The sequence below is a fragment of the Pseudomonas sp. BTN1 genome (assembly GCF_001907715.1).
GTDB lineage: Bacteria > Pseudomonadota > Gammaproteobacteria > Pseudomonadales > Pseudomonadaceae > Aquipseudomonas > Aquipseudomonas paracarnis.
Map to the genome: position 1 here is coordinate 16,661 of NZ_MPBM01000073.1, position 18,668 is coordinate 35,328.

At 60.6% G+C, this 18,668-nt stretch carries 18 protein-coding genes; 10 read left to right on the forward strand and 8 right to left on the reverse strand.

What is annotated here, in order from left to right; translation table 11 throughout:
• Nucleotides 1–131: 131 nt before the first annotated feature.
• Both BMH52_RS26770 and mmsB read left to right on the forward strand, forming a co-directional pair.
• Complete coding sequence (locus tag BMH52_RS26770; protein ID WP_014719917.1) at nucleotides 132–1,649, forward strand: CoA-acylating methylmalonate-semialdehyde dehydrogenase; 1,518 nt, start codon at nucleotides 132–134, stop codon at nucleotides 1,647–1,649.
• A gap of 15 nt (nucleotides 1,650–1,664) precedes the next feature.
• On the forward strand, nucleotides 1,665–2,552 hold the full coding sequence (mmsB, locus tag BMH52_RS26775) for a 3-hydroxyisobutyrate dehydrogenase (protein WP_020302522.1): 888 nt from the start codon (nucleotides 1,665–1,667) through the stop codon (nucleotides 2,550–2,552).
• Between the two features lie 47 nt (nucleotides 2,553–2,599).
• On the opposite strand, the gene BMH52_RS26780 is transcribed toward mmsB, so the two are convergent.
• Entirely contained in the window at nucleotides 2,600–2,944 is a 345-nt protein-coding gene (locus BMH52_RS26780) for a cupin domain-containing protein (protein ID WP_003230905.1), read from the reverse strand.
• A gap of 364 nt (nucleotides 2,945–3,308) precedes the next feature.
• On the opposite strand from BMH52_RS26780, the gene kynB reads away from it, so the two are divergent.
• Both kynB and kynA read left to right on the forward strand, forming a co-directional pair.
• Complete coding sequence (gene kynB, locus BMH52_RS26785; protein ID WP_054896995.1) at nucleotides 3,309–3,959, forward strand: arylformamidase; 651 nt, start codon at nucleotides 3,309–3,311, stop codon at nucleotides 3,957–3,959.
• Entirely contained in the window at nucleotides 3,956–4,813 is an 858-nt protein-coding gene (gene kynA, locus BMH52_RS26790) for a tryptophan 2,3-dioxygenase (protein WP_014719914.1), read from the forward strand. The genes kynB and kynA overlap by 4 nt, the downstream gene beginning before the upstream one ends.
• A 160-nt stretch (nucleotides 4,814–4,973) precedes the next feature.
• Here kynA and BMH52_RS26795 read toward each other — a convergent pair whose 3' ends face one another.
• The 4 genes from BMH52_RS26795 to antA form a co-directional block, all read right to left on the reverse strand.
• Entirely contained in the window at nucleotides 4,974–6,374 is a 1,401-nt protein-coding gene (locus BMH52_RS26795) for an amino acid permease (RefSeq protein ID WP_044274391.1), read from the reverse strand.
• Nucleotides 6,375–6,445: 71 nt separating this feature from the next.
• Nucleotides 6,446–7,453, reverse strand: a complete 1,008-nt coding sequence (gene antC, locus BMH52_RS26800; protein WP_073845582.1) for an anthranilate 1,2-dioxygenase electron transfer component AntC — start codon at nucleotides 7,451–7,453, stop codon at nucleotides 6,446–6,448.
• A gap of 75 nt (nucleotides 7,454–7,528) precedes the next feature.
• Nucleotides 7,529–8,020 carry an anthranilate 1,2-dioxygenase small subunit gene (gene antB, locus BMH52_RS26805; protein WP_072434978.1) on the reverse strand — a complete coding sequence of 164 codons (492 nt, stop codon included), beginning with the start codon at nucleotides 8,018–8,020 and terminating at the stop codon, nucleotides 7,529–7,531.
• Complete coding sequence (gene antA, locus BMH52_RS26810) at nucleotides 8,020–9,411, reverse strand: anthranilate 1,2-dioxygenase large subunit (RefSeq protein WP_020302518.1); 1,392 nt, start codon at nucleotides 9,409–9,411, stop codon at nucleotides 8,020–8,022. Before antA ends, antB begins: the two co-directional genes overlap by 1 nt.
• A 311-nt stretch (nucleotides 9,412–9,722) precedes the next feature.
• Here antA and BMH52_RS26815 point away from each other — a divergent pair, with 311 nt between their 5' ends.
• Nucleotides 9,723–10,715, forward strand: a complete 993-nt coding sequence (locus BMH52_RS26815) for an AraC family transcriptional regulator (protein WP_034128801.1) — start codon at nucleotides 9,723–9,725, stop codon at nucleotides 10,713–10,715.
• A gap of 143 nt (nucleotides 10,716–10,858) precedes the next feature.
• Here BMH52_RS26815 and BMH52_RS26820 read toward each other — a convergent pair whose 3' ends face one another.
• A complete protein-coding gene (locus BMH52_RS26820; RefSeq protein ID WP_073845584.1) occupies nucleotides 10,859–11,734 on the reverse strand; it encodes a LysR family transcriptional regulator in 876 nt (291 codons plus the stop codon).
• Between the two features lie 114 nt (nucleotides 11,735–11,848).
• Here BMH52_RS26820 and BMH52_RS26825 point away from each other — a divergent pair, with 114 nt between their 5' ends.
• Genes BMH52_RS26825 through catA form a run of 3 tightly spaced genes read left to right on the forward strand, consistent with a single transcriptional unit; the run spans nucleotide 11,849 to nucleotide 14,248 of the window.
• On the forward strand, nucleotides 11,849–12,976 hold the full coding sequence (locus tag BMH52_RS26825) for a muconate cycloisomerase family protein (protein ID WP_014719907.1): 1,128 nt from the start codon (nucleotides 11,849–11,851) through the stop codon (nucleotides 12,974–12,976).
• A 12-nt stretch (nucleotides 12,977–12,988) separates the two neighbouring features.
• Nucleotides 12,989–13,279 (forward strand): muconolactone Delta-isomerase, encoded by a 291-nt coding sequence (gene catC, locus BMH52_RS26830; RefSeq protein ID WP_014719906.1) that lies wholly within the window; start codon nucleotides 12,989–12,991, stop codon nucleotides 13,277–13,279.
• A 39-nt stretch (nucleotides 13,280–13,318) separates the two neighbouring features.
• On the forward strand, nucleotides 13,319–14,248 hold the full coding sequence (gene catA / locus BMH52_RS26835) for a catechol 1,2-dioxygenase (protein ID WP_073845586.1): 930 nt from the start codon (nucleotides 13,319–13,321) through the stop codon (nucleotides 14,246–14,248).
• Between the two features lie 123 nt (nucleotides 14,249–14,371).
• Here catA and BMH52_RS26840 read toward each other — a convergent pair whose 3' ends face one another.
• On the reverse strand, nucleotides 14,372–14,845 hold the full coding sequence (locus tag BMH52_RS26840; RefSeq protein ID WP_003194103.1) for an Lrp/AsnC family transcriptional regulator: 474 nt from the start codon (nucleotides 14,843–14,845) through the stop codon (nucleotides 14,372–14,374).
• A gap of 144 nt (nucleotides 14,846–14,989) precedes the next feature.
• Here BMH52_RS26840 and kynU point away from each other — a divergent pair, with 144 nt between their 5' ends.
• Both kynU and BMH52_RS26850 read left to right on the forward strand, forming a co-directional pair.
• Complete coding sequence (gene kynU, locus BMH52_RS26845) at nucleotides 14,990–16,240, forward strand: kynureninase (RefSeq protein ID WP_073845588.1); 1,251 nt, start codon at nucleotides 14,990–14,992, stop codon at nucleotides 16,238–16,240.
• Nucleotides 16,241–16,372: 132 nt separating this feature from the next.
• Nucleotides 16,373–17,779 carry an amino acid permease gene (locus tag BMH52_RS26850; protein WP_073845590.1) on the forward strand — a complete coding sequence of 469 codons (1,407 nt, stop codon included), beginning with the start codon at nucleotides 16,373–16,375 and terminating at the stop codon, nucleotides 17,777–17,779.
• On the opposite strand, the gene BMH52_RS26855 is transcribed toward BMH52_RS26850, so the two are convergent.
• Nucleotides 17,725–18,615 (reverse strand): LysR substrate-binding domain-containing protein, encoded by an 891-nt coding sequence (locus BMH52_RS26855; RefSeq protein WP_073845592.1) that lies wholly within the window; start codon nucleotides 18,613–18,615, stop codon nucleotides 17,725–17,727. The two genes, BMH52_RS26850 and BMH52_RS26855, sit on opposite strands and share 55 nt — an antisense overlap.
• Between the last annotated feature and the right edge of the window lie 53 nt (nucleotides 18,616–18,668).

Below are 18,668 nucleotides of genomic sequence, written 5' to 3' on the forward strand. Positions count from 1 at the left end.
TGGACCGGCTTTTATGTACGTTCTTATTAGAGATTTGCACATCTATACTCCAAAAACAGTCCGAACGCCTCATTCTTCAAGGCGATTCAACGCCTTGGTTCTCTGCATAACGACAACATTCTGGAGACCATATGAACGCATCTGCCGATATTTCCGTGCAACAGGTCAAGTTGCTGATCAACGGCGAGTGGGTCGAGTCCAAAACCACCGAGTGGCAAGACATCGTTAACCCGGCCACCCAGCAAGTGCTGGCCAAAGTCCCGTTCGCCACTGCCGATGAAGTCAACGCCGCCATTGACGCTGCCCATCGCGCTTTCCAGACCTGGAAGCTGACACCGATCGGCGCGCGCATGCGCATCATGCTTAAGCTGCAAGCCTTGATCCGCGAACATTCCAAGCGCATTGCTGTAGTCCTCAGCGCCGAGCAGGGCAAGACCATTGCCGATGCCGAGGGCGATATTTTCCGTGGCCTGGAAGTGGTCGAACACGCCTGTTCCATCGGCACCCTGCAAATGGGCGAGTTCGCCGAGAACGTGGCCGGCGGCGTGGATACCTACACCCTGCGCCAGCCTATCGGCGTATGCGCCGGCATTACCCCGTTCAACTTCCCGGCGATGATTCCGCTGTGGATGTTCCCGATGGCGATTGCCTGCGGTAACACCTTCGTACTCAAGCCTTCCGAGCAAGACCCGTTGTCGACCATGCTCCTGGTGGAGCTGGCGCTGGAAGCCGGCGTACCGGCGGGCGTGCTCAACGTGGTGCACGGCGGCAAGAGCGTGGTAGATGCACTGTGCACCCACAAAGACATCAAGGCGGTGTCCTTCGTCGGCTCGACGGCCGTCGGCACCCATGTCTATGACCTGGCAGGCAAGCACGGCAAACGCGTCCAATCGATGATGGGCGCCAAGAACCACGCGGTGGTGCTGCCGGATGCCAACCGCGAGCACACCCTCAACGCCCTGGTCGGCGCCGGTTTCGGCGCGGCGGGCCAGCGTTGCATGGCCACCTCGGTGGTGGTGCTGGTGGGTGCGGCCAAGCAGTGGCTGCCAGATCTCAAGGCGTTGGCACAAAAGCTCAAGGTCAATGCAGGCAGCGAAGCCGGCACGGATGTCGGCCCGGTGATTTCCAAGCGCGCCAAGGCACGCATCCTTGAACTGATCGAAAGCGGCGTGAAAGAAGGCGCCAAGCTGGAGCTGGATGGCCGCGATATCAAGGTGCCGGGCTTCGAACAAGGTAACTTTGTCGGCCCGACTCTTTTTTCGGGCGTGACCACCGACATGCGCATCTACACCGAGGAAATCTTCGGCCCGGTGCTGGTGGTGCTGGAAGTCGACACCCTCGATCAAGCCATCGCCCTGGTCAACGCCAACCCGTTCGGCAACGGCACAGGTCTGTTCACCCAGAGCGGTGCGGCGGCGCGTAAATTCCAGAGCGAAATCGATGTGGGCCAGGTCGGCATCAACATCCCCATCCCGGTGCCAGTGCCGTTCTTCAGCTTCACCGGCTCCCGCGGTTCCAAGCTCGGCGACCTGGGCCCTTACGGCAAGCAAGTGGTGCAGTTCTACACTCAGACCAAAACCGTCACCAGCCGCTGGTTCGACGATGACACGGTCAACGATGGCGTCAACACCACCATTAACCTGCGCTGAACCTGGGAGACGATCATGAAGATTGCATTTATCGGCCTGGGCAACATGGGTGCGCCCATGGCCCGCAACCTGATCAAGGCTGGGCACGCGCTTAACCTGTTCGACCTGAACCAGGCGGTACTCAAGGAACTCGCCGAACTGGGCGGCACCATCAGCAGCTCGCCGCGTGATGCGGCCCAGGGCGCCGAACTGGTGATTACCATGCTGCCGGCCGCGGCCCACGTGCGCAGCGTGTGGCTGAATGAAGACGGTGTACTCGCCGGCATCGGCAAAGGCATCCCCGCCGTGGATTGCAGCACCATTGACCCGCAAACCATCCGTGAAGTAGCGGCTGCGGCAGCCAAACAAGGCGTGGACGTGGCCGATGCGCCGGTCTCCGGTGGTACCGGCGGTGCCCAGGCCGGGACGCTGACCTTTATGGTTGGCGCCAACCCGGAACTGTTCGCCACCCTGCAACCGGTGCTGGCGCAGATGGGCCGCAATATCGTGCACTGCGGCGATGTCGGCACTGGGCAAATCGCCAAGATCTGCAACAACCTGCTGCTGGGTATCAGCATGGTCGGCGTCAGTGAAGCCATGGCCCTGGGCGATGCACTTGGCATTGATACACAAGTGCTGGCCGGCATCATCAACAGCTCCACGGGGCGCTGCTGGAGTTCCGATACCTACAATCCTTGGCCAGGCGTGATCGAGACCGCGCCATCATCGCGTGGCTATACCGGTGGTTTTGGTGCCGACCTGATGCTCAAGGATTTAGGCCTGGCCACCGAAGCTGCACGCCAGGTGCACCAGCCGGTGATCCTCGGCGCAGTGGCCCAGCAGCTGTATCAATCGATGAGCCAGCGTGGGGAAGGGGGCAAGGACTTCTCGGCGATCATCAACAGCTATCGCAAGCCCAAATAAATACCTGTGGCGAGGGAGCAAGCTCCCTCGCCACAGCTTTTGCTGGGTCAGGCAAATACAAAATACTTACGCACCGTCTCGACCACTTCCCACGTTCCTTTCATCCCCGGTTCCACCACAAAGATATCCCCAGCCCGCAGGTGGATCGGCTCCATGCCTTCAGGCGTGATCACGCAGTAGCCTTCCTGGAAATGGCAGTATTCCCACTTCACGTATTCCACGTACCACTTGCCCGGCGTGCAGATCCAGGTGCCCATGATCTTGCTGCCGTCTTCGCTGGTGTAGGCGTTGAGGTTGACGGTGTGCGGGTCGCCTTCGAGCTTTTCCCATTTGCAGGCATCCAGGACCGGCAGTGGGTGGGTGTCGCGCAGTACGGTGATGGGCTTGGACATGATGACTCCGAGGCAGGGAAGGGAAAGCTCAACCCTAAGGCCTCGGGCGTTGCGCCAGTGGTCTGAACTCGACATTGGGATGCCCAGAAGCGCAGTCACCTGAACACCGCGGTCCCCTGTTGGATCCGGGCTTGCCCGCGATGGCGGTGGCACAGCGAGCATCTCGATTGCCTGACACTCCGCTATCGTTGGCAAGCCAGGCTCCCACGAGAGGTCGTGGCGTATCTGAGCGACAGATCTGTGCATCAAACCGATGTTTCCTCGCAGTAACTGCGAAAGATTTCCCGTGTCGCGCCAGAATTCGCAAGAAAATTCACATCCCTCCCTCGTATCATTCACCTCAGTAACGAGTGAGAGCCTTGCAATGAACCCAATAAAAACGTGGTGGGATATCAGCCCGCCCTTGAGCACGGCCACCCCGACCTGGCCGGGCGATACGCCGTTCCAGGAGGAGCGCGTGTGGCAGTTCGGCCCCGAGTGTCCGGTAAATGTGGGGCGCGTCACCCTGTCGCCGCACACCGGTGCCCATGTGGATGCGCCGCTGCATTACAGCGCTGATGGCGCGCCGATTGGCGAGGTATCGCTGGATGTGTACATGGGCCCTTGCCGGGTATTGCATTGCCTGGGCAGCGGCGCGTTGGTTGAGCCCCATCAGTTGCAAGGGCGTTTGGATAACCTGCCCGAGCGCGTGCTGCTGCGTACTTATCCACAAGCGCCACTGACTGAATGGGATTCGAATTTCACTGCCATCGCCCCGCGAACCATTGAGCTGCTCGCCGGCCTGGGTGTGCGTCTGATCGGTATCGATACGCCGTCCCTGGACCCGCAGCAATCCAAGACCATGGATTCGCACAACGCCGTGGCGCGCCATGGCATGGCGATCCTCGAAGGCATCGTGCTCGATGACGTACCGGAGGGCGACTATGAACTGATCGCGCTGCCGCTGCGCTTCGCCAACCTGGACGCGAGCCCCGTGCGCGCCATTCTCCGCCCGCTCAAGGAGCCCACGCGATGAGCCAATGTCCTTTCTCAGCTGATTACCAACCGCCGGAAGAATGGCATAACGCCGAACTGAATTTTTCCGAGTCCATGAGCTATGGCGATTACCTGGACCTGGGCAAAGTCCTCAGCGCCCAGCACCCGCTGTCGCCGGATCACAACGAAATGCTCTTCATCATCCAGCACCAGACCTCGGAGCTGTGGATGAAATTGATGCTGCACGAACTCAAGGCTGCCAGGGAACATGTGCGCCTGGGTGAGCTGCCACCGGCGTTCAAGATGCTGGCGCGGGTGTCGCGGATCTTCGATCAACTGGTGCACGCCTGGGCGGTGCTGGCGACCATGACCCCGTCGGAATACAAGGCGATTCGCCCGTTCCTGGGGCAGTCGTCGGGGTTCCAGTCGTTCCAGTACCGCGAGATCGAATTCATCCTCGGCAACAAAAGCCCGGCGCTGCTGCGGCCCCATGCTCATCGCCCGGAGTTGCTGCAGCAATTGCAGGTGGCGATTGCCACGCCGTCGCTGTATGACGAGGCCGTAAACCTGATGGTCAAGGCGGGGTTGGCGATTGATCCCAAACGCGCCGAGCGCGACCCGACCGCAGCCACGGTGCACGATGACTCGGTGGAAGCTGCCTGGCGCGAGGTATATCGCGACCCGAGCCGTTACTGGGATTTGTATCAGTTGGCCGAGAAGTTTATCGACCTGGAAGATTCGTTCCGCCAATGGCGCTTCCGGCATGTCACCACGGTGGAGCGCATCATCGGCTTCCAGCCGGGTACTGGTGGTACTGAAGGCGTGGGGTACCTGCGCAAGATGCTCGACACGGTACTGTTCCCTGAACTCTGGCGAGTACGTTCCACGCTCTAATAAAAAAGCCCCGGATTACCGGGGCTTTTTTCTAGGTGAAATACAGTCAATTGTGGGAGCTGGCTTGTCGGGTCGCCGCATCGCTGCGATGGCGGTGTATCAGTCGGCTCATCCATTGGCTGACACGCCGCAATCGCGGGCAAGCCCGCTCCCACAGGGGTTACTGCGCCACGGCAACCTTCCCGTTTCTGATCCGAAACCGATAGGCGATGTAGATAATCCCCACCCACACCGGCATCGCATACACCGACTCGCGAATCCCCGGAATCGCCAGCATCACGCCAATGATCATCACCATGAACGCCAGGCACAGGTAGTTGCTGAACGGGAACCAGAAGGTCTTGAACGACGGCGTCACGCCTTGCTCGCCCATGGCCTTGCGGAACTTGATATGGGTCAGGCTGATCAATGCCCAGTTGATCATCAGCGACGCGACCACCAGGGCAAACAGCAACTCCAGCGCACTGTGCGGCGCGACGTAGTTGACCACCACGCACAGCATCGTCACCAACGCCGAAATCGCCAACGCCCGTAGCGGCACGCCTTGCTTGTTGAGCTTCATCAGCGCCTTGGGCGCATCCCCTTGTTCGGCCAGGCCGAACAGCATGCGGCTGTTGCAGTACACGCCGCTGTTGTACACCGACAACGCCGCGGTCAGCACCACGAAGTTGAGGATGTGGGCGGCGGTGTCGTTGCCGATCAGCGAGAAGATCTGCACAAACGGGCTGCCGCTGTAGGCATCGCCCGACGCGCCGAGGGTTTGCAGCAGTTGATCCCACGGGTACAGCGACAACAGCACGGTCAGCGCACCGACGTAGAAAATCAGAATGCGGTACACCACCTGGTTGATCGCTTTGGGGATCACCTTGCGTGGTTCGCTGGCTTCGGCGGCGGTGATGCCGACCAGTTCCAGGCCACCGAACGAGAACATGATGAAGGCCATGGACATCAACAGCCCCATGCCGCCATTGGGGAAGAACCCACCGTGGCTCCACAGGTTGCTGACCGAGGCTTGCGGGCCGCCGGTGCCGCTGAACAGCAGGTAGCAGCCGAGCACGATCATGCCGACAATCGCCACCACCTTGATGATCGCAAACCAGAATTCGGCTTCACCGAAGAACTTCACGTTCAGAGTGTTGATCAGGTTCACCGCGACGAAGAACACCAGCGCGCTGACCCAGGTTGGAATCTCCGGCCACCAGAACTGGATGTACTTGCCCACCGCCGTCAACTCGGCCATGCCCACCAGCACGTAGAGCACCCAGTAGTTCCAGCCCGCCAGGAAGCCTGCGTAACCGCCCCAGTATTTATGTGCGAAGTGGCTGAAGGAACCGGCCACCGGCTCTTCGACGATCATCTCGCCGAGCTGGCGCATGATCAGGAACGCGATAAACCCGGCCACCGCATAGCCCAGGATCATCGACGGCCCCGCCGACTTGAGTACCCCGGCCGAGCCGAGGAACAAGCCTGTACCAATCGCACCTCCCAAGGCGATCAGCTGAATGTGCCGGTTCTTCAGGCCTCGCTTGAGGCCCACCGGGTTAACCATGTCATCCGCCATTAACATTCCCTTCTACTTGTTTTTCTCAAGGGTGATTGCACGCCGCATCGGCCCCTCAGAACTGCTGAGGGTCAGATATTACTCTGCGTAAACTTTTCGTAATACAGCTGAACGCCATCAAGTGCCTGATCCGCCAGCCATTGCTGGATGGATTCGACCATTGGAGGGGGGCCGCACACGTACATATCCGCCGATCTGTCCCGCAATTCGGCCAGGTCGAAATGTTCGGTCAGGTAGCCGCGTTTGCCCGTCCACTCGGCTGAGGCGTCGCTCAGCACTTCGGTGTAGCGAAAGTTCGGTATTTTTGCCGCGTAGGCGTGGATACGCGCCGCTTCACATAAATCTTCGGCGCCGCGCACGCCGTAGTACAGGTGCACAGGTTGTGTGCAGCCGTTGACGACCAGCTCATCGAGCATGCCCAACAACGCCGACAACCCGGTGCCGCCCGCCACCAGTACCAGCGGTTGGGTGACATGCCGCAGATAAAACGCACCCAAGGGCGCCTCCATCAGCATTTCATCACCTACCTGGCAGCGTTCACGCAGGTAGTTGCTCATGACTCCGTCGGGCAGTAGGCGTACCAGGAACTGCAACTGATTACCCGGCCGGTTGGCGAAGGAGTAGGAGCGCCAGCTATCGGTGCCGGGCACCGACAGACGCGCATATTGGCCCGGCAAAAAATCCAGTGGCTGGTCCAGTTGCACCTGCAAGATGGCGGTGCTGGTCGAGACCTGCTGCACCGCGCTCACCGTGCCGCGTACCTGCACGGGCCCGGGGGCGTTGCACAGGCTCGAATCAAAGTCGAAATAAAAGGTGGCGTCGGACTTCACCCGAGTCTGGCAACTGAGCATCTTGCGCTGTTGCAGGTCGAGGCTGGAGAGCGCTTCCTCGTCGACGTAGTCCTGGGTGTACTCACCGGATTCGCAACGCCCCTGGCAGGTGCCGCACACACCTTCGCGGCAATCGAGCGGGATCTTGATGCCGTTGCGCAGGGCCGCGTCCAACAGGATTTCATGGGCGCCCACCGGGAAGAACAGGGTCTTGCCATCGGCAAAGCTGAAGGCCACTTTGTGATTCATTCACATGACTCCGTGGATAGGTATGAGCCCCTTGTAGGCGCGAGCAAGCTCGCTCCTACAAGGGATGCGGCACCATTACAGGTGATAGAAATCCAGCACCGAGTTGATGGTGTCGTTGAGCAGCAAGGCGTGCTTGCGCATGATCAGCCAGCTGTCGCCCGCAGGCTTGAGGCGGTACGTGGCATGCCCATAGAACTGCTCGGACGTGGCGAGGCGATAGAAGAGCGTGTGCCAGTTCAAACGCACCTCCAACGTGTCGTCGGCCTGCTCGGCAATGCGTACGTTATTGATCAGGTGCAAGGTGCGCGGCATCGGCGTGGCAGAGGCGGCTTTGCCGGTGCGCAGGCGGAACACACGGTCTTCCAGGCCTGAGCGGTTGGCGTAGTAGATCAACGACATTTCGCGTTTAGGGTCTTTGGTGTAGACGTGTTCGGAGTCCCATTGCGGCAGGTGAAACTCACTCTGCGGGTCGAACAACTGCACATAGGCATCCCAGTCCTGGGCGTCGCACAGTTCGGATTTGCGGTAGAAAAACTGCTCGATCTGGTACTGCAATTGCGCATTCATCACTTCACCTCCCGCAGTGTCAGCGCTTGTCGCTCCAGGCCCTGGAGCAGGAACTGCTGCCAGTTGCGATGCTGGTTGACGTACAAACCTTCGTGGGTGAACTCGGTGCCGGTCATGGCTGGTTGGATGCCAATGGCTTCGCTGTTGGGCGTCGGCCCAGTCTCCCAGCGATGGCTGCCTCGTGAGATATCGCTCCAGCGCTCCAGGCGGCCCTGGAAACCGCGCTGGGCTTCGCGAAACTCCACCAGGTCATCCGGCGTGCCCATGCCCGAGACGTTGAAGAAGTCCTCGAACTGGCGAATCCGGTTTTCGCGGTCGGCGTCGGACTCACCCTTGACCCCCAGGCACTGGCTGATGATCTCGGTCTTGTTCCAGGCCACCGGGCGGATGATGCGCAACTGCGAGCTGATCTGGTCGAGAAAGAACAGGCTGGGGTAGATATTCAGGTTGCGCAGGCGGTGCATCATCCACTCGGCCTTCTGCTGGCCGTGTTCTTCTACCAGGCGCGGCATGATGGTGGCGTACCCGGAGCGTACGCTGGGGTTGGGCATGTCGCTGAACAACACGCTGTGGCCATTGTTGAAGGCGAACCAGCCGTCGTCGGTATTTGCGTCGCCGGCGCCGAGCTTGCTGTAGTCCAGCGTCGTGCTGGAACCCGCGCCGTTTTCGGTGTTGACCTGCTGGCGATGCTGCACGGTGGCCACGTAGTTGTAGTGCACGGTGCTGACGTGATAACCGTCCAGGCCGTTTTCGTTTTGCAGCTTCCAGTTGCCGTCGTAGGTGTAGGCGGACTTGCCCGGCAGCACTTCCAGCTCACCGGTGGCCGATTGCGCCACCATCATGTCGAAGAACACTTTGGCGTCGCCGAGGAAATCTTCCAGGCTGTTGGTGCCGTTCACGTCCAGGCTGATAAACACAAAGCCCTTGTAGCTGTCGATGCGCGCTTTTTTCAGGCCGCGGGTGGCCTTGTCGAAACCTTCCGGGTATTCCCCCGGCGCCTTGACCTTCACCAGTCGGCCATCGCTCTTGTAGCACCAGGCGTGGAACGGGCAGGTGAAGGTGGACTGGTTGCCCTTGCCCACGCGGGTGAGGGTGGTGCCGCGATGCTGGCAGGCATTGATCAGCGCGTTGAGCCGGCCTTCGCCGTCGCGGGTGATGATCATCGGCTGGCGCCCGGCGCGCATCGTCACGAAGTCGTGGTTATGGGCCAGTTCGCTTTCGTGGCAGGCGTAGATCCAGTTCTTCTCGAAGATCAATTCCATCTCCAGGTCGAACAGCTCGGGCTCGGTGAACATGTCGCGGGCGATGCGGAACACTTCATCCGCCGGGCGAAAGTCCAGGCAACTTTCGATAAAGGATTTCCACTGCTCGACGGTTCTTGCACCACTCATGGGAGGCACCTTTTGATCATGGCTAAACGGTGAGCCATTAAGCGGCTGCGATGCGGTGGCGGGCTATCCGCTTAATGGGGGAACGCAGGCCGCAAAGTTGGGCAGCAAATACCCATGGCGGTGCGCGCAGGTGACGGTATGCGCTACTGTGATGGTGGGCGATGGTCGTAAACCCCTGGGATTTATCCACATAGTCGACCGTTACTATCCACCCAGTGGCCACGCTGCTGGCGTGGCCTGGAACTTGCTGTCGAGGTTCAACGACGCGCCGCCAGAGCGCGCAAATGCCTAACCGCCGTGGGTGCACCCTGATGAGTAGCCAGACACGCGATATTCATATTCAACGCTTCGACCTGGAAGGCGCGCGCAGCTGGATGTCCGGCATCTGCGGGCCCCATCGCCTGGCGACGGCCACCCCCGAGCGCCTGCGCTTTCACCACAGCGCCAACGTGTTCAAGTCCCGCGCCACCACCCTGGGCGTGATCGAATACGGTACCGATGTGACCATCGACATCGAAGACGCCGAGCACTTTCGCAGCTACAGCTTGAGCCTGCCGCTGGTGGGCGAGCAGGAGCTGAGCAAGAACGGTGAGCGCCTCAGTTCCAACCGCGACCAGGGCGTGATCATTTCACCCAATGAGCATCAGGTGCTGGCGATTTCCGGTGACTGCCGCAAGTTGCAGGTGGTGATCACCCGCGCGGCGATGAGCGAGTCACTGGAAGGTTTGCTGCAACGGCCCATCGATGCACCGCTGCGGTTTGAGTCGGTGATGGATGCTGTGGACGGAGCACCGGCCTCGTGGTGGCGCATGGCGCGATACTTCATCGCCGAACTGGAATGCAGCAGCGAGTTGTACGAGCAGGCGGCGTTTACCCGTGACCTGGAAAGCTCGCTGATCAAGGGGCTTATCCTGGCCCAACCGAATAACTACTCTGAAGAGTTGCGCGAGGTGTTGGGGGTAAAACTGCCGCACTACTTGATCCGTGCGCGGCAATTCATCCACGACAACGCCCGTGAAGTGCTGCACCTGGAAGACCTGGAAGCGGCGGCGGGCGTGTCGCGGTTCAAACTGTTCGATGCGTTTCGCAAGTACTTCGCACTGTCGCCCATGGCGTATCTGAAGAAGCATCGGCTGGGGGCGGTGCGCCAGGAAATTTTGGAGCAGGGCTCAATGCGCACTATTTCTGAAATCGCCCTGGGCTGGGGGTTTACGCACCTGGGGCGGTTTTCGGCGGAATACCGCAAGCTGTTCGATGAGTCGCCCAGCCAGACATTGCAACGCAAGCGCCTGCGCAGCCTCTGAAACCAATGAAGATCAAATGTAGGAGCGAGCTTGCTCGCGAAAAACGTTAACGATAACGCGTGCTTGCTGGATGAGCGCGGCGCCTGTGAGTTTTTCGCGAGCAAGCTCGCTCCTACAAGGGAATTGCGGTGTTTGGGAAAATCTCAGATCAACTCCTCAACCAGTTGCAGGCAATGAGTCAGCCCCGGCGACTGGTCATTCACCCGCCGGCTCAGAATGATCGGCGAAGTCGCAGTGGCCTCCACAATCGGCGTATAGCCAATATCCGCCCGATGCAGCACCTGCACCGACGCCGGCACCAGCGTCACGCCCATACCGGCGCCCACCAGGCCGATAGCGGTCTGCAATTCGTTGGTCCACTGCGCCACCTTCACGCTCAAGCCATGGGCGTCGAACAGCGCGATCACATGGTCGGCATAACTGGGGCGCGGGTTGCCGGGGTAGAGCACGAAGGGTTCGCCGGCCAACTGGGCGAGAGTGGCCGGAGCGCCCAGCAACGGGTGACCGCTGGGCAGTACCGCCACCAGGCGGTCTTCCACCAGTACGCGCTGGACAATGGCCGGGTCGTCGATGCGAATACGCCCGAAGCCCACGTCAATGCGGCCAGCCTTGAGCGCTTCGACCTGCTGCAAAGTGGTCATCTCCGACAAACCCAGCTCCAGCTCCAGGGCGTCGTGAGTGCGCAGGCGCCGAATCAGCTCCGGCAGCACGCCATACAAGGTCGACGGCGCAAAGCCGATGCCCAGCCAGGTTTTCTCGCCTTGGCCGATGCGCCGAGTGGTGTCGCAGACCTTGTCCAGTTGTTCGAGCAGTACATTGGCGTGCTCATAGAAAAAACGCCCGGCTTCGGTCAGGCGCAAAGGCCGACTGCGCTCCAGCAGCACCACCCCCAGTTCATCCTCCAACTGCTGGATCTGCCGGCTCAAGGGCGGCTGGGCGATGTGCAGGCGTTCGGCAGCCCGGGTGAAGTTAAGGGTTTCGCCCAGCACCTGGAAATAGCGCAAGTGACGCAGTTCCATATCGACTCCTTTCATACCTTGAGGGTATTGCACCAGACCAATTCTATATTGGAACCCCAAAAAAATGCGGCACAGAATCTACGCAAATCTATAAAGAACCCAACGGGTATTGCCATGCCGATTTGCGCCATCGAATCGATCGACACGCTTATTGTTGATCTGCCCACCATTCGCCCGCACAAGCTGGCGATGCACACCATGCAAAACCAGACCCTGGTGATCATCCGCCTGCGTTGTGCCGACGGCATTGAAGGCATCGGCGAAGCCACCACCATTGGCGGCCTGAGCTACGGCAATGAAAGCCCCGACAGCATCAAAATCAATATCGACCGCCACTTTGCGCCGCTATTGATCGGTCAGGACGCGAGCAACGTCAATGCGGCCATGTTGCGCCTGGAACGCAGTATTCGCGGCAACACCTTTGCCAAGTCCGGTATCGAAAGCGCCTTGCTCGACGCGCTCGGCAAACGCCTCGGGCTGCCGGTCAGCGAGCTGCTGGGCGGGCGTGTGCGTGATGCGTTGCCGGTGGCCTGGACCCTGGCCAGCGGTAATACCGAACAGGACATCAACGAGGCCGAGAAAATGCTCGACCTGCGCCGTCACCGCCTCTTCAAATTGAAGATTGGCGCGGGCGAGGTCAACCGCGACCTGGCCCATGTGATCGCGATCAAAAAAGCCCTGGGCGAGCGCGCCAGTGTGCGCGTCGACGTCAACCAGGCCTGGGATGAGGCCGTGGCCCTGCGGGCATGCAAGGTGCTCGGCGACCACGGTATCGATCTGATCGAACAACCGATCTCGCGCAACAACCGTGGCGGCATGGCCCGGCTCAACCTGTCGAGCCCGGTGCCGATCATGGCCGATGAATCTATCGAATGTGTGGAAGACGCCTTTAACCTGGCCCGTGAAGGCGCGGCCACGGTGTTCGCCCTCAAGATCGCCAAGAACGGTGGCCCTCGCGCTGTATTGCGCACGGCGGCGATTGCCGAAGCGGCTGGCATCGGCCTGTACGGCGGCACCATGCTCGAAGGCGGCATTGGCACCCTGGCCTCGGCCCATGCCTTTCTCACGCTGAACACCCTGGCGTGGGGCACCGAATTGTTCGGCCCGCTGTTGCTCACCGAAGACATCCTCACCGAGCCACCGGTGTACCGCGATTTCCAGCTGCATGTGTCCACTGCGCCGGGCCTGGGCCTGACGCTTGATGAAGAGCGCCTGGCGTTCTTTCGCCGTGACAAACACTAAGAGGCCTCTGCCATGTTGTTCCACGTAAAAATGACCGTGAACCTGCCCCTCGATATGCACCCCGAGCGTGCCGCCAGCCTCAAGGCCGAGGAGAAAGCCTTGGCGCAGCGCCTGCAACAAGAGGGCAAATGGCGCCACCTGTGGCGCATCGCCGGGCATTACGCCAACTACAGCGTGTTCGATGTCGACAGCGTCCAGGACCTGCACGACCTGCTGATGCAACTGCCATTGTTCCCCTACATGGCCATCGAAGTGAATGCGCTGTGCCGCCATCCGTCGTCGATCCATGCGGACGACCGCTGAGCCGGCTTGCACCTATAACTACAAGATGAGGAATGCACCATGTCCATCCGCCTGTCCCAGACTGCCCATGCTCAACGCTTTCTCGAAGAAGCCAGCGGCAACCTCAATGACGCGGGCAACCCACGTACCAAGGCGCTGATTTACCGGATCCTGCGCGACACCGTGAACATTATCGAAGACCTGGAAGTGACCCCGGAAGAATTCTGGAAGGCGGTCAACTACCTCAATGAGCTGGGCAAAAACCAGGAGGCCGGTCTGCTCGCTGCCGGCCTGGGCCTGGAGCATTATCTGGACCTGTTGATGGACGCCGCCGATGAGCAGGCAGGCAAGTCCGGCGGTACACCGCGCACCATCGAAGGCCCGTTGTATGTGGCCGGCGCGCCGCTGTCCCAATACGAAGCACGGCTGGATGATGGTCAGGACGACGCGGTGCCGTTGTTCATGCGCGGGCAAGTGCGCGATACCGCAGGCAAGCCATTGGCGGGGGCGATTGTCGATGTGTGGCAGGCCAATACCGGCGGCACTTACTCGTGGTTCGACCCGAATCAATCTGAATTCAACCTGCGTCGCCGTATCGAGACCGACGCCCAGGGCAACTACCGTTTTCGCAGCATCGTACCTTCGGGCTACGGTTGCCCGCCGAGCGGGCCGACGCAACAGCTGCTCGACCAATTGGGGCGCCACGGGCAACGGCCGGCGCATATCCACTTCTTCATCTCGGCGCCTGGGCACCGGCACCTGACCACGCAGATCAACCTGTCGGATGACCCGTACCTGCACGATGACTTCGCCTATGCCACCCGCGATGAACTGATTGCCGAGATCCGCTTCAGCGACGATCCGCAACTGGCGCGGGAATTTGGCGTGCAAGGACGGTTTGCGCAGATTGATTTTGACTTTGAGTTGCAGCCTGCCGCCGCGCCGGTCGAGCAGAAACGCATGCAACGCGTACGCGCCCTCGAGGACTGAATACGGTTGGAAATGTGGGAGCGGGCTTGCTCGCGAATGCGGTGTGCCAGTTAATACATGGGCTGGCTGATCCACCGCATTCGCGAGCAAGCCCGCTCCCACAGGGTTTCTATGGTGGTGCGGTTACTTGCGTAGGACCAGGTCCAACACCTCATCCCGGTCCTTGATCTTCTGCAGCACGATCTCCGAACGGATATCCATCACCCCCGCCGTGCGGTTCAGGTGGTTCACGATAAAGTCCGAAAAGTGCTTGAGGTTGCGCGCCTGCACCCGCAGCACATAGTTGCTGGCGCCGGTGATCACATAGGCGCTCGCCACCTCCGGCCAGCCTTGCACCTTCTTGATGAACGTCTCATGCCAGTCCTCCACATCCTGGCGCAACGACAGGTGCACGATGGCTTCCAGCTCGATCCCCAACTGCTCGGCGTTCAATACCGCGCGGTAGCCGCTGATGATTCCCTCGCTCTCCAGCAGGCGCAAACGGCGCAGGCATGCAGACGGCGACAGCGCGACTTTTTCCGCCAATTCCTGGTTGCTGATGCGGCCATCCTGTTGCAGGAAATGCAGGAGGCGCAGGTCGGTGGCGTCGAGAATCATGCTTGGAAGATATCCGCGTATTTGGAGGTTAAATTCGAATTTCCTACAGCTTAAATAGCCGTTTACCCACCACTTTGCACGAAAATTCTCTAAAAGTTCGTTCATTATTTGGTCCATCCTCACCTATAAAAACCAGGACGACCCATGACCACTCGAAGCCATTGCCGCGCCCTCGACGCGCAGGACCCGCTAGCACCCCTGCGTGCCCAATTCGCCTTGCCCAAGGGCGTGATCTACCTCGACGGCAACTCCCTCGGCGCGCGCCCGTTGGCGGCGCTGGAACGCGCACAACAGGTGATCGCCGAGGAGTGGGGCAACGGCTTGATTCGTAGCTGGAACAGCGCTGGCTGGGCGCAGTTGTCCCAGCGCCTGGGCAATCGCCTGGCGCCATTGATTGGTGCGCGTGACGGCGAGGTAGTGATCACCGACACCACCTCGATCAACCTGTTCAAAGTGCTCAGCGCCGCCTTGAGTGTGCAGCGCCAACGTACACCTGCGCGCAAGGTCATCGTCAGCGAAGCGAGCAACTTTCCCACCGACTTGTACATCGCCGAAGGCTTGGCCGAATTGCTGCAACAAGGCTATTCCTTGCGCCTGGTGAACAGCCCGGCGGAACTTCCCCAGGCCATCGATGCGGACGTGGCGGTGGTGATGCTCACCCACGTCAACTACAAGACCGGCTATATGTACGACATGGCGGCCCTGACCGCGCTGAGCCACGAGTGCGGCGCGCTGAGCATCTGGGACCTGGCGCATTCGGCGGGCGCGGTGCCTGTCGACCTGCATCAGGCCAATGCGGATTATGCGATTGGCTGCACCTACAAATACCTCAACGGCGGCCCGGGCTCCCAGGCGTTTGTGTGGGTCAGCCCGGCGTTGGTGGATGTGGTGCGCCAGCCGTTGTCGGGTTGGTTCGGGCATACCCGCCAGTTCGCCATGGAGTCCACCTACGCCCCCAGCGCCGGCATTGCACGCTACCTCTGCGGAACCCAACCGATTACCTCGCTGGCCATGGTGGAATGCGGCCTGGATATTTTTGCCCAGACCGACATGGCGCGCCTGCGGACTAAGTCCCTGGCTTTGACTGACCTGTTCATTGCGTTGGTCGAAAGCCGTTGCGACCCCCACGGCCTGGAGCTGATCACCCCGCGTGAACACGCCCGGCGCGGCAGCCACGTCAGCTTTGAACACCCCGAAGGTTACGCCGTGATCCAGGCCTTGATCGCCCGAGGCGTGATCGGCGATTACCGTGAACCGCGGATCATGCGCTTTGGTTTCACGCCGCTGTACACCAGCTTTACCGAGGTGTGGGACGCCGTGGAAATTCTCGGTGAAATTCTCGACAACGCCACCTGGGACCAGCCGCAATTCAAAGTCCGCAACAGCGTTACTTAAGGGCAACACAGAACAAATGTGGGAGCTGGCTTGCCTGCGATAGCGTCGGTGCATTCACTACCGTTATCGCAGGCAAGCCAGCTCCCACAGGTTCAGCGTCAGCCACCATCACAATAATAAAGGGGCACACCCGTGACCACGCCAGACAACGGCTTTGCAAAGATTACCCACCGTGAACTGGGCCTGAGGCGCCAGCTCACTTCCGGCCAGATGAGCATGATCGCCATCGGTGGCGCCATCGGCACCGGGCTGTTCATGGGCAGCGCCTACGCCATCGGTTATGCCGGGCCGAGCGTGCTGGTGAGCTACGCCATCGGCGCGTTGATTACCTTGCTGCTGATGGGCTGCCTGGCGGAGATGACGGTGGCCCATTCCACCTCCGGCTCCTTTGGCGCCTATGCCGAGTTCTACATCAGCCCGTTGGCCGGGTTCCTGGTGCGGTATGCCTACTGGGCGGCGATTGTGCTGGCGGTGGGGGCCGAGGTCACGGCGGTGGCGATGTACATGAAGTACTGGTTTGCCAACGTGCCGGAGTGGGTGTGGATCGTGTCGTTTTCCAGTGTGCTGATCCTGCTCAACGCGATCAGCGTGAAGACCTTCGGCAACTTCGAATACTGGTTCTCGACGATCAAGATCAGCGCTATTGTCGGTTTCATCATACTGGCGGTGTATGTGGTGTTCGGCTCTGGTAACCCCGACTACGGCGTGCAGAACTACACGGCCCACGACGGCTTTTTCCCCCATGGCTTGAGTGGCATGTGGATCGCGGTGATCGTGTCGATCTTCAGCTACCTCAGTGTCGAGATGATCGCCGTGGCCGCCGGTGAAGCCGCCGACCCGGAGCAGGCAGTGAAGAAAGCCTTCCGCGCTACCATCGTGCGGCTGGTGGTGTTCTATCTGCTGACCCTGGCGCTGATGCTCGCCATCGTACCGTGGAACCAGGCCGGCCAGGCCCAGAGCCCGTTTGTCACAGTGATGCAGACTATCGGCATTCCCGGTGCCACCGGGGTGATGAATTTCGTGATCCTGATCGCGGCGCTGTCGGCCATGAACAGTCAGCTCTACATCACCACGCGCATGATGTTCAGCCTGTCGCGCGCTGGTTTTGCGCCCAAGTCCATGGGCGCGCTGAGCAAGAACGGCATCCCGCTCAACGCATTGCTGCTGTCCAGCTCGGGCATTGCTCTGGCGACGTTGCTCAACGTGGTGTACCCGGAAAGCTCGTTCACCCTGATGATGGCGATCTCGATGTTCGGCGCAATCTTCACCTGGTTCATGATCTTCCTCACTCACCTGTTTTTCCGCCGCTATCGCAAGCGTCATGGCGGGGCGAAGTTGTCGTTCCAGTTGCGCCTGTTTCCCTACAGCACGTTGCTGGGGTTGGTGCTGATGGGGGCGGTGATGATCACCACCTACTTCACCGACGCCTTCAAGATGACACTGGTGTTTGGCGTGCCGTTCCTGCTGATTCTGTCGGCTGTGTATTACGGGTTCTTCCGCAAGGGCAGGGCCAAGGCGTCGAACAAAGCCCTGGCATAACCCGGCAGTTGCTCGAACGAGCGTGCGCATAACAGCAGTTTGCGGCAGGCCCACTCCTCTTGCAGGGGGTGGGCCTTGAAACGACGTTCTGATGGCCAGCGCGCCAAGGCGGCCTGAGGCACGATGCCCAGGCCCGCGCCGCCGGCGACCATGCGAATCACCCCATCAAAACCGTCGGCGCGAATGCGCGTCTGCAAGCGAAAGCCAGCGTGCAGTGCCTGTTCTTCCAGGTAAACCGCCAACGCGCTGTTGGCCCCCAGGCCCACGTAGTCGTATTGCAAGCTCTCGATAAAACTCGCGCTGGTCAACGGGTGGTCCAGGGGCATGATCAGCACCAGCGGGTCGTCGCGAAACGCCAGGGTCTGCAAGCCGTGGGTGTCTACCGCATCGGAAATAATCCCCAGGTCGGCGGTGCCCTGGCGCAAGGCGTGGGTGATGCGCAGGCTGGGCAACTCTTGCAGGTCGATATCGAGGTTGGGATGCTCGCGCAAAAACTGCGCGAGCAGCTCCGGCAGGTATTCGCTGAGGGCGGTGGTGTTGCACAGCAGGCGTACCTGGCCTTTGACGCCATTGGCGTATTCGGCCAGGTCTTGCTGCAGATGGTCGGCCTGCTGCAACAGCAGGCGAGCATGCCGGGCCAGGGCTTTGCCCGCGGGTGTTGGGGTTACGCCACGGCGGCCGCGCTCGAGAAACGCGATGCCCAGTGAAGACTCCATGGCTCGGATGCGTGCGCTGGCGGCAGCCAGGGACAGGTGGCTGCGGGCCGCGCCAGCGGTGATATTGCCGCTGTCCAGGATGTGCAGGTAGAGGCGCAGGTCGATGAGGTCAAAGTGCATGAAGTTTCCCAGTGACTGGAAGGGCCTCATCGCAGGCAAGCCAGCTCCCACAC

Bases quoted from the DNA above. Each gene is read 5' to 3' on its own strand.
- kynB (WP_054896995.1), top strand. From the start codon at position 3,309: ATGAACCCAATAAAAACGTGGTGGGATATCAGCCCGCCCTTGAGCACG.
- BMH52_RS26825 (WP_014719907.1), top strand. From the start codon at position 11,849: ATGCCGATTTGCGCCATCGAATCGATCGACACGCTTATTGTTGATCTG.
- catA (WP_073845586.1), top strand. From the start codon at position 13,319: ATGTCCATCCGCCTGTCCCAGACTGCCCATGCTCAACGCTTTCTCGAA.
- BMH52_RS26815 (WP_034128801.1), top strand. From the start codon at position 9,723: ATGAGTAGCCAGACACGCGATATTCATATTCAACGCTTCGACCTGGAA.
- mmsB (WP_020302522.1), top strand. From the start codon at position 1,665: ATGAAGATTGCATTTATCGGCCTGGGCAACATGGGTGCGCCCATGGCC.
- BMH52_RS26795 (WP_044274391.1), bottom strand. From the start codon at position 6,374: ATGGCGGATGACATGGTTAACCCGGTGGGCCTCAAGCGAGGCCTGAAG.
- catC (WP_014719906.1), top strand. From the start codon at position 12,989: ATGTTGTTCCACGTAAAAATGACCGTGAACCTGCCCCTCGATATGCAC.
- kynA (WP_014719914.1), top strand. From the start codon at position 3,956: ATGAGCCAATGTCCTTTCTCAGCTGATTACCAACCGCCGGAAGAATGG.
- antA (WP_020302518.1), bottom strand. From the start codon at position 9,411: ATGAGTGGTGCAAGAACCGTCGAGCAGTGGAAATCCTTTATCGAAAGT.
- BMH52_RS26820 (WP_073845584.1), bottom strand. From the start codon at position 11,734: ATGGAACTGCGTCACTTGCGCTATTTCCAGGTGCTGGGCGAAACCCTT.
- antB (WP_072434978.1), bottom strand. From the start codon at position 8,020: ATGAATGCGCAATTGCAGTACCAGATCGAGCAGTTTTTCTACCGCAAA.
- BMH52_RS26855 (WP_073845592.1), bottom strand. From the start codon at position 18,615: ATGCACTTTGACCTCATCGACCTGCGCCTCTACCTGCACATCCTGGAC.
- kynU (WP_073845588.1), top strand. From the start codon at position 14,990: ATGACCACTCGAAGCCATTGCCGCGCCCTCGACGCGCAGGACCCGCTA.
- BMH52_RS26840 (WP_003194103.1), bottom strand. From the start codon at position 14,845: ATGATTCTCGACGCCACCGACCTGCGCCTCCTGCATTTCCTGCAACAG.
- BMH52_RS26780 (WP_003230905.1), bottom strand. From the start codon at position 2,944: ATGTCCAAGCCCATCACCGTACTGCGCGACACCCACCCACTGCCGGTC.
- antC (WP_073845582.1), bottom strand. From the start codon at position 7,453: ATGAATCACAAAGTGGCCTTCAGCTTTGCCGATGGCAAGACCCTGTTC.
- BMH52_RS26770 (WP_014719917.1), top strand. From the start codon at position 132: ATGAACGCATCTGCCGATATTTCCGTGCAACAGGTCAAGTTGCTGATC.